This window comes from Mycobacterium sp. NGS50 (genome assembly GCF_059812545.1).
The window spans coordinates 60,104-70,595 of the sequence record NZ_JCALCW010000029.1 but is presented as its reverse complement, the minus strand read 5'-3'; the positions used below and the strand labels follow the sequence as shown (position 1 = coordinate 70,595).

Here is a 10,492-nt window from a genome sequence, read left to right as displayed (position 1 = left end):
AGAGGTCCGCTCGGCCAGCCCTCCCCAGCCGGCACCGGAAATATTGGTCGAGGACGCCCACATCCGCCGAGCCTCATCCTCCACCGTCTGCGCGTGGGTGTCGAAACGCCCCGCCATCGCCCGCATCGCATGCGGATCGGTCATAAAACGCGCTGTCATCATGTCTCCTTAGTGGACGTGTTCGGATCCCTAGCCCTTTAGGGCAGGCTACGGGGTCTGGTTGAACGGACGGCTTCAAACACGTTACGAATCCCTGTGGTGTTTGGTCAGCCGACGACAGTCGGGCGTTGCATCACGATGGGCTTGACGCCGTACCGCGGAGCGCCGAAACCGAGGCCGCCGCGGCCCGTCATCCCCGCCGTCGGCATGCCGGCCGGTAATACCGATCCACCCTCTTCGGCGGCGGCGGTCCACCCGCTGCCGGTGAGGGTCGCCGCAGCCGTCGAGCTCGCCGGGGTGGCGGCCGACCACGTGCCCGGCACCGACAACCCGCCCACCGGGGCTGCCTGGCCCACCAACGCCAGCACCGGCGCGGCACCCAGGGCAGAGCCGGCCGGCATGGTCACGTTCACCATGGCTGCGCCCGAACCCGCGGCACCCAGGGCCGCGACACCGTCGACGAGGTTCGCGCCGTGCGCTTGGGCAAGACCTGCCGCTGCCGAGATGCCGGCAAACATGTTCCACGCGCCGATGTTTCCGACTGCGGTGCCATACACCTGAAGTGAGTTGATGACGCCGGATGCATCCGCGGCCGCCAGTGGGGAAGCCAGGCCTTGCACCGCACCGGGTAGTCCGGAGACCAGTTGGGTCAGTGCGCTCTGAGTAGCTGTGGTTGAAGCGTGGGTCACTGCGGCCGCTTGCCCGGCCAGCCCGGCTGGGTTGGTGGTCGCCGCCGGCTCGGCCAACGGGGTCAGCACGCCGGCGGTGGCCGAGGAACCCGCATAGCCGTACATGGCGGCGGCGTCTTGGGCCCACATTTCGCCGTAGAGGGCTTCGTTGGCCGCGATCGCCGGGGTGTTCTGCCCGATGATGTTGGTGGCGACCAGCGCGGCCAGTTGTGCCCGGTTGGCCGCGATCACCGGCGGCGGCACCGTCATCGCGAACGCCGACTCGAACGCGGCGGCGGAGGCGATGGCCTGGCTGGCGGCACGCTCGGCGGCCGCAGCGGTGGTGGTCATCCACGTGACGTAGGGCGCAACCGCGGCGGCCATCGCCGTCGACGCCGGCCCCAGCCATTCCTCGCCGGTCAGCATCGAGATCACCGACTCGTAGGATGACGCCGCAGTGTTCAACTCGGCCCCCAATGCGCTCCATGCCGACGCGGCGGCCATCATCGGTGCGGCCCCAGGGCCGGCGTACATGCGCGCGGAGTTGATTTCCGGGGGCAGTGCTGCAAAGTCCATGATTTCCCCTCCTCGTGCCCGTGCCTAAACCACCGCCGGGCGGGGCGCCACGACGGGTTTGACGCCATACCGTGGCGTTCCGAATCCGAGGCCGCCGCGCCCCGCCGATGCGGCGCCTGGCACCCCGGTCGGTAGGGCGGTCACCGGCGCATTGTGTGGCGCAGCGGCAGCCCAGCCGGCACCGGTCAAGGTTGCTGGGGTGGTGCCAGACACCGCGGTGGCGCCGGCCCAGCTGGTGGGTACCGACAGCGCCCCGATGGAGGAGGACTGGCCTACCCCGGCCAGGACCGGGGCGGCGCCGAGAGAACCGGCGGCCCCGGTGATGTTCACTGTCACCGGGGCCGCCGCGGCACCCAGCCCCTCGGCCGCCGCGCCGGCATTGGGGGTAAGTGCGCCGGGAGCCAGGAAGCCCGAGCTGCCCAGCTGCAGCAGGTCCGAGGCGGCGGAGCCGAAGTTGCTGATCTGATTGGCGCCGGTCGTACCCAAAGCGCTGCCGAGCCCGGGATCTGTCGGGGCGCTGGCTGCCGCGTTGGCGGCTTCGGTGTCGCCGTAGGTGTCGGCGCTGCCGCTCAGGGTCTTGACGAACATCTCGTGGATCGCGCTGGCCTGGCTGCTGAGCTGCTGGTACAGGGTGCCGTAGGCAGAGAATTGGGTGGCTTGCAGTGCCGACACCTCGTCGGCGGCAGCGGGAACTACACCGGTGGTCGGTGTTGCTGCCGCTGCGTTTTGGGCGGCCAGAGCCGTCCCGATTCCTTCGAGCTTGGTGGCCGCGGCCGCCAGCGCCTCAGGATTTGCGATGACGAAAGACATGGACCTCTCCTTGCAGACGCGGGCCGACCTGGAATCGGCCATTGCGGGATATTAGGGCTATCGCTACTTGGCCCAACAGTCCCTGCGTACATAGCGTCGGGGAAAGGTCCGTTTACGCGTTCTTAACACGCCGAAGGCGAACCTTTACGGCGTGTTGACGGGGCGGCACACCCGGTGGGCGTGCCGCCCCGTTACGTCTGCTTGCTGAAGGTCAGGCCCAGCTGGAGCTGACGGCGGAGTCGGTGTTGGCCATGTTGTTGCCGGCGGATTGCACCTTGGTGCCGTGGCTGGCGGCTTGTTCGTAGATGACCTGGAAGTTGCGGCCCAGCTGGGTGATGAACTCCTGGCAGGCCACCGAGCCGGCGCCACCCCAGAAGTCCCCGGCGGCCAACACATCAGAGACGATGGCCTGATGCTCGGCCTCCAGGGAGGCGGCCTGGGCCTTGATCAGCGCACCGTGGGCGTCCACGTCACCGAACTGGTAATTGATCGACATCAGAGAACCCCTTAGCTGGACAGGATGGTTTGTGAGGCAGCTTCTTGCTGCTCGTAGTTGTTGGCGTCACGCACCAGGCCATCGCGCACCCCGTGCAGCATCGTCACGATGTTGCGAAACGCGGTCTGCATCTGACCCATGGTGTCGTAGGAGGTCCGCTCGGCCAGCCCTCCCCAGCCGGCACCGGAAATGTTGGTCGAGGACGCCCACATCCGGCGGGCCTCATCCTCCACCGTCTGCGCGTGGGTGTCGAAACGCCCCGCCATCGCCCGCATCGCATGCGGATCGGTCATAAAACGCGCTGTCATCATGTCTCCTTGGTTGGGTGAAATCGGTTGTCGGCTAGCCGGCCGCAACCGCGTTGGCGGCCTCGGTCGCTGCGTAGGACTGGGCGCTGACGCCCAGCGTGTTGACGAACATCTCGTGGATCGCCGCCGCCTGGGCGCTGACCGCTTGGTACATCTGCGCGTGCGCCGCGAACTGCGTGGCGGTCAGCGCCGAGACCGGGTCGGCGGCCGCCGGGATCACCCCGGTGGTCGGGGCGGCGGAGGCAGCATTCTGGGCTGCCATCGTCGAGCCGATACCGGCCAGGCTGTCGGCCGCAGCCGTCAGTTCCGCGGGTTGGGTTGTCACGAACGACATGGGCATCTCCTCGTCGAACTGGCCGGCCTCGGGCCGGCACCGTGGTAGCCGATTACCGGTTCCATGGAATCCACTGTGCCCAACGGAGACCGGTGGGCGAAGGTCCATTACGGCGTCTTAACGGCCCGCCGCTGAACCTTGACGCCGCGTTTACACCGTGTCCGCGTCAGGCCCAGCTGGAGCTGACGGCGGAGTCGGTGTTGGCCATGTTGTTGCCGGCGGATTGCACCTTGGTGCCGTGGCTGGCGGCTTGTTCGTAGATGACCTGGAAGTTGCGGCCCAGCTGGGTGATGAACTCCTGGCAGGCCACCGAGCCGGCGCCACCCCAGAAGTCCCCGGCGGCCAACACATCAGAGACGATGGCCTGATGCTCGGCCTCCAGGGAGGCGGCCTGGGCCTTGATCAGCGCACCGTGGGCATCCACGTCACCGAACTGGTAGTTAATCGACATGGCGTGGCTCCTTAGCTGCTCAGGATGGTTTGTGAGGCAGCTTCTTGCTGCTCGTAGTTGTTGGCGTCACGCACCAGGCCATCGCGCACCCCGTGCAGCATCGTCACGATGTTGCGAAACGCGGTCTGCATCTGACCCATGGTGTCGTAGGAGGTCCGCTCGGCGAGCCCTCCCCAGCCGGCACCGGAAATATTGGTCGAGGACGCCCACATCCGCCGAGCCTCATCCTCCACCGTCTGCGCGTGGGTGTCGAAACGCCCCGCCATCGCCCGCATCGCATGCGGATCGGTCATAAAACGCGTCGCCATGATCCTGCTCCTTAACTAGTTGTGTCACAACCGATATAGCTCAGCCGACAACGATGGGGCGTTGCATGACAGTGGGTTTGACGCCGTAGCGCGGCCCGCCGAAGCCGTAGCCGCCGCGACCGCCGCCCGCGCCGGGCATCCCGGCGGGCATGGCCGCCATCGAATTGTGTTCCGGGGCAACCGCCCAACCTGTTCCCTCCACGGTCGGTGCAGCGGTGGCGGGGGTGGCCGCGGCCCACGTCGCCGGCGCGGACAATGCACCGACCGTGGAGGCGTGGCCGACGCTGGCAGCCACCGCCGACGCACCGCCGCCCAGACCGCCCAGCGCCGACATGCCGCTCGCGGCGCCGGCGCCGGCACCCACGCCGGCACCGCCGAGCGCACCCAGGCTGCCCAACGCCCCTTCGGGAGCCAGCAGCGCCCCCAAGCCGGCACCCGCCGAACCACCGCCGACGGCGTTGAAGCCGGCACCGGTGAGGTAACCGATCATGGTCGGAATCAAGGTCGGCGGGATGTAGACGGCCGCGGTCGCCAGGCCCTGGGAGGCGGCAGCGACAAACGAGTTGCTGCCGAATGCGTTCGCGGCGTCGAGGAACGAGCTGAGCCAGGGCGGTAGCGACGACGCCGCCGTGGGCGCGGCCGCCAGGGGCGAGGTGAGTCCCTGCAGTGCGCTGGGCATCGAGGAAATCAGTTGTGCCGCCTGGTCGCTGCCCGCGGCGGCGGTGCCGGCGCTGACCGCGGCCGCCTGCCCGGCCGCCCCCGCCGGATTGGTCGTCTGCGTCGGCGAGTTGAACAGCGTCAGCTTGGAGGCGGTCGTCGCGGTGGCCGCGTAGCCGTACATCGCGGCGGCGTCCTGCGCCCACATCGCGGCGTAGTGGGCTTCGTTGGCCGCGATCGCCGGAGTGTTCTGGCCGATGATGTTGGTCGCGACCAGCGCCGCCAGCTGTGCCCGGTTGGCGGCGATCACCGGCGGGGGCACACTCGCCGCGCGTGCCGCCTCGAAGGCCGCAGCCCCAACGGTCGCCTGCGTGGCGGCCTGCTCGGCTTGACCGGCGGTGGTGGTCATCCACGCCAGGTACGGCGCGACCGCGGCGGCCATCGCTGCCGAGGCCGGACCCCGCCATTCCTCGCCGGTGAGCCGGGAGACCACCGTCTCGGAGGCGTTGGCCGCCGAGGTGAGCTCGGCGGCCAACGCGCGCCAGGCCGATGCGGCCGCCATCATCGGCGCCGAACCTGCGCCGGCATAGATGCGACCGGAATTGATCTCTGGGGGCAAAGCTCCGTAGTCCATCGTGGTTGCTCCTTGACCTGCTAGCCGACCACGACCGGGCGCGGCATGACGGTGGGTTTGACGCCGTAGCGGGGCGCGCCGAAGCCGAGGCCGCCGCGACCGGAGCCGCCGACCGGCATCCCGCCGGGCATCGCGGCGACCGAGTTGCTCGCGGGCGCGACGGCCCAGCTGGGGTTGTGGAGGGCGGCGGTCGCGGCGCCGGCTGGGGTCGCTGCCCCCCAGCTCGCCGGCACCGACAAGCTGTTCACCAGCGACGCCTGACCCATCACCCCGGTTACCGGCGCGGCGAGACTGCTGGCCGCCGCCGCACCGCTCGCCGCGCCGACGCTGCCGCCCAGTCCGCCCAGGGCGCCGAGCGGACCACCGGGGGCCAGCAGCGCGCCCAGGCCGGTTCCGGCGGCACCAGCGGTTTCGCCGCCCTCGGCCATGAAACCGATCATCGAGGGAAGCAGGCTCGACGGGATATACATCAGCGAGGTCGCTGCGCCGCCGCCGAGGTTGGTAACCATCGAGTTCGATCCCAGTGCGGTCAGCAGGTCGCCGATGAAGGATCCTCCCGCCGCCGAGGGCACGCTGGCCAGGGCCCCGTTGGCCGCCTCCGTGGTCGCATAGGACTGCGCGCTGGTGCCCAGGGTCTGCACGAGCATTTCGTGAATGGCTGCGGCTTGCGCGCTCACGTCCTGGTACATGCTGCCGTGCGCGGAGAACTGCGCCGCCAGCAGCGCCGAAACCTCGTCGGCGCCTGCCGGCGCCAGGCCGGTGGTCGGGGCGGCGGCGGCGGCGTTCTGGGCGGTCAACACCGAGCCGATGCCCTGCAGGTCGCCGGCGGCAGCCGTCAGCGCCTCAGGCTGTGTGGTTACGAAAGACATCGCCCCTCCTCGATCGGGTGTGGGCCGGCCCGCCGGAGGGGCACCCACTGTTGTGGTGTCGGACAACCGATTCCATGCACCACAGTTCCTTAGACAACCGGCTGAATAAAAGCTGGTTAACCGCTTTTTAACCGCTGTGCCTGAACTTTTTACACACCAGTGCATTTCGGCCGTCATCGGTGTGGCACAGGTCACTGATGGCGGGTCGCGCCAGGGTTGATGCGGCTGCCGGAGGCGTCGCCCGGAGTGCTCTTCACCTGCCGGTTTGGACCGATATGAGGAGTCGGCAACAGTGATTTAACACGCCGATCCGACACCGAAAACGCTTGGTAACACCGGCTTAACAGGCGCTGCGCATAGTTCGAGTCATGAAACGTATCGCTCTGGTTGCAAGTGTTACCGCCGCCCTCATCGGCCTCGCGGTGCCGGCCAACGCCGAACCTGCCGACGACGCCGCGTTCCTTGCTGCTGTGGATGGCGCCGGTCTGGGCCATCGCGGCGGCACCAGTCAGACGGTGGCGGCCGGTCGGGCCGTGTGCCAGTTGATGGACGCCGGGCTGACCCCGGTGGACACGGTGGTCGCGGTGCAGAGCACCAACCCGGGTTTCACGCTGGAGCACGCCGCACGGTTCGCGGTGATCTCGGCGAACGCCTACTGCCCCGAGCACGTATAACCCCAGCACAAGGGGAACTTCCGAGAATCGGTGAGGAGCGCGTAACGCGGATTTAACGCGTCGGTTCGACGCGGTAAAAGTCAGGTAACACAGCCGTAACGGGCTGCGGACACGATGGTGCTCATGAAGCAGAGCATCCTCGTTCTCGTAGGCGCGGCCGTCGCAGCGGCCACCGTTGGCTTGGCCGCGCCCGCGCACGCCGACGGGGATGACGCCGCATTCCTTGCCGCTCTGAGCCAAGCCGGACTCAACCACAGCGGTGCCGGCCAGGCCGTCGCCGCAGGTCGCGCCGTGTGCGACCTGATGCACGGCGGCCTCAGCGCGATGGACACCGTCGCCGCGGTGCAGGCCACCAACCCGGGCTTCACCCTGGCTCACGCCGCGAAGTTCACCGCGATCTCGGCCAGCGCCTACTGCCCCGAGCGCATGTAGCTCGGGCCGGCATCAACCTCAGCAGCCCCACTTTCGTGGATTGATTCCTCGCCGGCCGTGCCGGTGAGTCCGTTTCGTCGTTGCCGCGCTAGATTCGCCGCGGGCCCCCATAGCCCAATTGGCAGAGGCAGCGGACTTAAAATCCGCCCAGTGTCGGTTCGAGTCCGACTGGGGGCACCAGCGTTCTCGCAGGTAAGACACGAACTCCGTTGCCGAAACGGCAGGCCGGGGAGCCGACCAGCTCTGCAGTCACTCGTTTCGACCGATAGCTAGACTCCGAGAATGCGGGTGCCTCGGCGAATCGCCGAGTTCAACAAGCGAGTCACCAATCCGGCGGCTCGCACGATCACGCCGTGGCTTCCGAGCCTTGGGACGCTCGAGCACGTCGGGCGGACGTCGGGTAGGCGATATCGAACGCCCCTTTTGGTATTCAAGACCCATGATGGCTACGCCATCCTCATCGGCTACGGCCTGCAGACGGACTGGTTGAAGAACGTGCTTGCCGGCGGACCGACGGTGTTGCACAAGCGCGGACGGTCCGTCGCGCTCGTCAACCCACGGGTGGTGAGCAAGTCCGAGGCCGCGGCCCTCGTCGTACCGCGTTCCCGGCTGTTCTACCGAGCGTTTCCCTACAACGAGGCAGCCGTGCTGCTGACGAATGCGGGCTCGGCGGACTGACCTCTGTACCGGCCGGACTTCGCGCCGAGGAAGCGACGTGAATCCGCCCGGTGTCGGTTCGAGGCCGACGGCGGCACCGGGTAAACCTGCAGGTGACGCCCGTCCTGAGTGGCCGGCCCCTCGCTGGGCGGCCACAAGCGGGTTATGGGCGAGTCCACAGCCGACCCCGATGCCGGGCTGCCTCCGGGCCGGCACATGGAGTGGGACCTCCGCAGCACCAGACGCCATGGCATGGAACGTATGACCACTTGAAAAGCGGTATCTCCTGAACAGGAGATATGCAACGCGGCATTGACTGGTGCCGATAGTGGTCATACACTTATGAAGTAAATGTCCGTATTCAACGCCTGCCCAGGCTCCGACGGAAGTTGAGACACCGATGAACGCGCAGAGCACCGCCCCCAGCGTCTTCGAAGCTGGTCTGCCCACGTTCGATTACAGTCTCAACGCCACCCCGCACGACATCCTCGAGGACGTCCGAAAGGCGCAATCGTGCGCGCCCATTGCCATCGGGCCCCTCGGTCCGGAAATCCTGTCCTACGATTTGGCTCGGGACATATTGCGTGACAACAGATTCCGCATGCCTCCTGGTATCACGTTGGCGGCGCAGGGCATAACGTCAGGTCCGTTGTACGACAAGATGGCGAGCAGCCTGCTGGGCCTGGAGGGCGCGCCACACACCCGGTTGCGCAAGCTGGTTTCCAAGGCGTTCACTCCCCGCGCGACATCACGTCTTCAAGAAACGATCCATGAGGTGATGAACGGGCTGATCGATCGGGTGGTTGACGCCGGACGCTGCGACGTCGTGACCGACATCGCGCGTCCTTACCCCACCCCGATCATGTGCGCACTGCTGGGCGCGCCGCGCCAGGATTGGCAGCTGTTCGCGGACTGGACCGAGGAAGTCTTCAAAGCCCTCAACTTTCAGCCCGATGCCACCTTCGATGAGTCCGCGATCATGCGCGCATGGGGTGAACTCGACGCCTACGTCGACGACATGGTCGCCGCCCGCCGCAACAGTCTGACCGATGACCTGCTCTCCGAACTCATCCGCGCCGAAAGCGACGGCGACCGGCTCAATCTCGACGAACTCCGCATGCTGGTGGCCGGCTTTTTGATGGCGGGAACCGATACCACGCGAAACCAACTAGCCGCATCGGTGCAAGTCCTCTGCGAGCATCCGGATCAATGGGCCAAGCTGCGAGACCATCCAGAACTTGCCATGCAGGCGGTCGAGGAAAGCATGCGCCACTCACCGGCGGCCTGCATCGTGCCGCGAGCCGCCGTTGAGGATGTCGAGTTCGGTGGCTACATGTTCCCGGCAGGGACGTTCGTACTCGCGAACACCTTTGCAGCAAACCGAGATCCAGCGATCTACAGCGATGCTGACCGATTCGACATCACGCGCAAGGACGTACCCGCAATTCTGACCTTCGGTGGCGGCGCGCACTACTGCCTGGGGGCGAACCTCGCACGCCGGGAACTGGCGGAAGCACTCACCGTCCTCACCCGCCGCCTGCCCGCCACCAATCGCGTCGGTCCGGCACCGTGGAAATCCGTGCTGGGAATGACCGGCCCGACAACTCTTCCGATCGAATTCACCAGTGAAAGGCTTGTGACGGCGGGTGCGTAGTCGTGGCTGGGCGGGCTTGACACCCTCGTCGGACGAAGAGGCGATTGCGCGAATTCTGACTGCGGTAGACGAAGAGGTCGCCGAACACGGATCGGCGATACGACTTGCCGACGTCGCCCGCAGGCTCGGTGTCACGCGCCAGACGGTGTACCGCTACTTTCCCAATGCTGACGCGCTGCTCATCGCCAGCTCAATGCGCGCGGTCAACGGGTTCATCGACCAGGCTGTAGAACGCGTCAGCGGGCTCAACGACCCGGTCACTGCAGTGGTCGAATGCGTTTCGTTCGGAGTCGAGAACCTCTCCGGTGATCCGCAGCTGGAGAACCTGCTGACCCGGCGACATGAGGGCGAAGTTGTCGCCTCGCTGACCTCCGACACCGCGATCGCATTCTGCTTGTCGGTCTTCCACCGCCTCGACGTCGATTGGAAGCTGCACGGCTTCGACGCCGCCGCGCTCCAGGAACTCGCCGAAATGACCCTGCGCACTGTGCAATCTCTGCTCACCGACCCCGGGCAGCGGCAGCGTGACAACATCGCGCTACGCCGCTTTGTTGGGCGATGGCTCGGTCCAGCGATCCTGTATCCGCGGATAACGTCGCTGGTTAGCACCGCTCCGTGGCTATCCACGTAGCCGCGTCGGTGTTCAGCGAACGGCGTCGCACTGTCATCGGTCCGTTGCGGAAATGAGCCTTGTTGGCATCCCGCGAACCTCGTCGTCTTCGCCTAGGCTGGATGAGACGCAAGTCTTGGGCGACAACACCGCAGAGGTGAGGGCGATCGGGAATGAACGTATGCGCCGAGTGAC

15 protein-coding genes, 1 tRNA gene and 1 pseudogene are annotated in these 10,492 nt (G+C 67.1%); 6 read left to right on the top strand and 11 right to left on the bottom strand.

The genetic code is table 11. From position 1 onward, the window contains the following. The 11 genes and pseudogenes from AC5Y36_RS19255 to AC5Y36_RS19205 all read right to left on the bottom strand — a co-directional run. On the bottom strand, window positions 1-159 hold a 159-nt coding region (locus AC5Y36_RS19255), incomplete at its 3' end, for a WXG100 family type VII secretion target (protein ID WP_500042546.1). A 107-nt stretch (window positions 160-266) separates the two neighbouring features. Next, the gene (locus tag AC5Y36_RS19250; protein WP_500042541.1) at window positions 267-1,403 is read right to left on the bottom strand and encodes a PPE family protein; all 1,137 of its coding nucleotides are present in this window, start codon (window positions 1,401-1,403) and stop codon (window positions 267-269) included. Window positions 1,404-1,427: 24 nt separating this feature from the next. Next, a complete protein-coding gene (locus tag AC5Y36_RS19245) occupies window positions 1,428-2,213 on the bottom strand; it encodes a PPE family protein, SVP subgroup (protein WP_500042540.1) in 786 nt (261 codons plus the stop codon). 211 nt (window positions 2,214-2,424) lie between these two features. Next, entirely contained in the window at window positions 2,425-2,709 is a 285-nt protein-coding gene (locus tag AC5Y36_RS19240) for a WXG100 family type VII secretion target (protein WP_500041002.1), read from the bottom strand. A gap of 11 nt (window positions 2,710-2,720) precedes the next feature. Further along, a complete protein-coding gene (locus AC5Y36_RS19235; RefSeq protein WP_500041003.1) occupies window positions 2,721-3,017 on the bottom strand; it encodes a WXG100 family type VII secretion target in 297 nt (98 codons plus the stop codon). A gap of 34 nt (window positions 3,018-3,051) precedes the next feature. After that, window positions 3,052-3,351, bottom strand: coding sequence for a PE family protein (locus AC5Y36_RS19230; protein ID WP_500042539.1), 300 nt, complete (start codon window positions 3,349-3,351; stop codon window positions 3,052-3,054). A gap of 166 nt (window positions 3,352-3,517) precedes the next feature. Continuing rightward, window positions 3,518-3,802 carry a WXG100 family type VII secretion target gene (locus tag AC5Y36_RS19225; RefSeq protein ID WP_500041002.1) on the bottom strand — a complete coding sequence of 95 codons (285 nt, stop codon included), beginning with the start codon at window positions 3,800-3,802 and terminating at the stop codon, window positions 3,518-3,520. A gap of 11 nt (window positions 3,803-3,813) precedes the next feature. Then, window positions 3,814-4,110, bottom strand: coding sequence for a WXG100 family type VII secretion target (locus AC5Y36_RS19220; RefSeq protein ID WP_500042538.1), 297 nt, complete (start codon window positions 4,108-4,110; stop codon window positions 3,814-3,816). Window positions 4,111-4,150: 40 nt separating this feature from the next. Further along, the gene (locus tag AC5Y36_RS19215; RefSeq protein ID WP_500042537.1) at window positions 4,151-5,401 is read right to left on the bottom strand and encodes a PPE family protein; all 1,251 of its coding nucleotides are present in this window, start codon (window positions 5,399-5,401) and stop codon (window positions 4,151-4,153) included. A gap of 20 nt (window positions 5,402-5,421) precedes the next feature. After that, the gene (locus tag AC5Y36_RS19210; protein WP_500042545.1) at window positions 5,422-5,667 is read right to left on the bottom strand and encodes a PE/PPE C-terminal domain-containing protein; all 246 of its coding nucleotides are present in this window, start codon (window positions 5,665-5,667) and stop codon (window positions 5,422-5,424) included. Window positions 5,668-5,976: 309 nt separating this feature from the next. Continuing rightward, a pseudogene (locus AC5Y36_RS19205) lies at window positions 5,977-6,270 on the bottom strand (PE family protein); the annotation flags it as partial. A gap of 368 nt (window positions 6,271-6,638) precedes the next feature. On the opposite strand from AC5Y36_RS19205, the gene AC5Y36_RS19200 reads away from it, so the two are divergent. The 6 genes from AC5Y36_RS19200 to AC5Y36_RS19175 all read left to right on the top strand — a co-directional run bounded on the left by AC5Y36_RS19200 (window position 6,639) and on the right by AC5Y36_RS19175 (window position 10,318). Continuing rightward, window positions 6,639-6,944 carry a DUF732 domain-containing protein gene (locus AC5Y36_RS19200; protein ID WP_500042536.1) on the top strand — a complete coding sequence of 102 codons (306 nt, stop codon included), beginning with the start codon at window positions 6,639-6,641 and terminating at the stop codon, window positions 6,942-6,944. A gap of 123 nt (window positions 6,945-7,067) precedes the next feature. Then, the gene (locus tag AC5Y36_RS19195) at window positions 7,068-7,376 is read left to right on the top strand and encodes a DUF732 domain-containing protein (RefSeq protein ID WP_500042535.1); all 309 of its coding nucleotides are present in this window, start codon (window positions 7,068-7,070) and stop codon (window positions 7,374-7,376) included. 103 nt (window positions 7,377-7,479) lie between these two features. Continuing rightward, window positions 7,480-7,556: transfer RNA gene (locus AC5Y36_RS19190), tRNA-Leu, on the top strand. Between the two features lie 102 nt (window positions 7,557-7,658). Then, complete coding sequence (locus AC5Y36_RS19185) at window positions 7,659-8,054, top strand: nitroreductase family deazaflavin-dependent oxidoreductase (RefSeq protein WP_500042534.1); 396 nt, start codon at window positions 7,659-7,661, stop codon at window positions 8,052-8,054. 379 nt (window positions 8,055-8,433) lie between these two features. Continuing rightward, window positions 8,434-9,687, top strand: a complete 1,254-nt coding sequence (locus AC5Y36_RS19180) for a cytochrome P450 (protein ID WP_500042533.1) — start codon at window positions 8,434-8,436, stop codon at window positions 9,685-9,687. Next, window positions 9,680-10,318 carry a TetR/AcrR family transcriptional regulator gene (locus tag AC5Y36_RS19175; RefSeq protein ID WP_500042532.1) on the top strand — a complete coding sequence of 213 codons (639 nt, stop codon included), beginning with the start codon at window positions 9,680-9,682 and terminating at the stop codon, window positions 10,316-10,318. The genes AC5Y36_RS19180 and AC5Y36_RS19175 overlap by 8 nt, the downstream gene beginning before the upstream one ends. Window positions 10,319-10,492 lie beyond the last annotated feature (174 nt).

Excerpts from the sequence above, each read along its gene's own strand:
- AC5Y36_RS19250 (WP_500042541.1), bottom strand. The coding sequence starts at position 1,403 with ATGGACTTTGCAGCACTGCCCCCGGAAATCAACTCCGCGCGCATGTAC.
- AC5Y36_RS19245 (WP_500042540.1), bottom strand. The coding sequence starts at position 2,213 with ATGTCTTTCGTCATCGCAAATCCTGAGGCGCTGGCGGCCGCGGCCACC.
- AC5Y36_RS19240 (WP_500041002.1), bottom strand. The coding sequence starts at position 2,709 with ATGTCGATCAATTACCAGTTCGGTGACGTGGACGCCCACGGTGCGCTG.
- AC5Y36_RS19235 (WP_500041003.1), bottom strand. The coding sequence starts at position 3,017 with ATGACAGCGCGTTTTATGACCGATCCGCATGCGATGCGGGCGATGGCG.
- AC5Y36_RS19230 (WP_500042539.1), bottom strand. The coding sequence starts at position 3,351 with ATGTCGTTCGTGACAACCCAACCCGCGGAACTGACGGCTGCGGCCGAC.
- AC5Y36_RS19225 (WP_500041002.1), bottom strand. The coding sequence starts at position 3,802 with ATGTCGATTAACTACCAGTTCGGTGACGTGGATGCCCACGGTGCGCTG.
- AC5Y36_RS19220 (WP_500042538.1), bottom strand. The coding sequence starts at position 4,110 with ATGGCGACGCGTTTTATGACCGATCCGCATGCGATGCGGGCGATGGCG.
- AC5Y36_RS19215 (WP_500042537.1), bottom strand. The coding sequence starts at position 5,401 with ATGGACTACGGAGCTTTGCCCCCAGAGATCAATTCCGGTCGCATCTAT.
- AC5Y36_RS19210 (WP_500042545.1), bottom strand. The coding sequence starts at position 5,667 with ATGGGTCAGGCGTCGCTGGTGAACAGCTTGTCGGTGCCGGCGAGCTGG.
- AC5Y36_RS19200 (WP_500042536.1), top strand. The coding sequence starts at position 6,639 with ATGAAACGTATCGCTCTGGTTGCAAGTGTTACCGCCGCCCTCATCGGC.
- AC5Y36_RS19195 (WP_500042535.1), top strand. The coding sequence starts at position 7,068 with ATGAAGCAGAGCATCCTCGTTCTCGTAGGCGCGGCCGTCGCAGCGGCC.
- AC5Y36_RS19185 (WP_500042534.1), top strand. The coding sequence starts at position 7,659 with ATGCGGGTGCCTCGGCGAATCGCCGAGTTCAACAAGCGAGTCACCAAT.
- AC5Y36_RS19180 (WP_500042533.1), top strand. The coding sequence starts at position 8,434 with ATGAACGCGCAGAGCACCGCCCCCAGCGTCTTCGAAGCTGGTCTGCCC.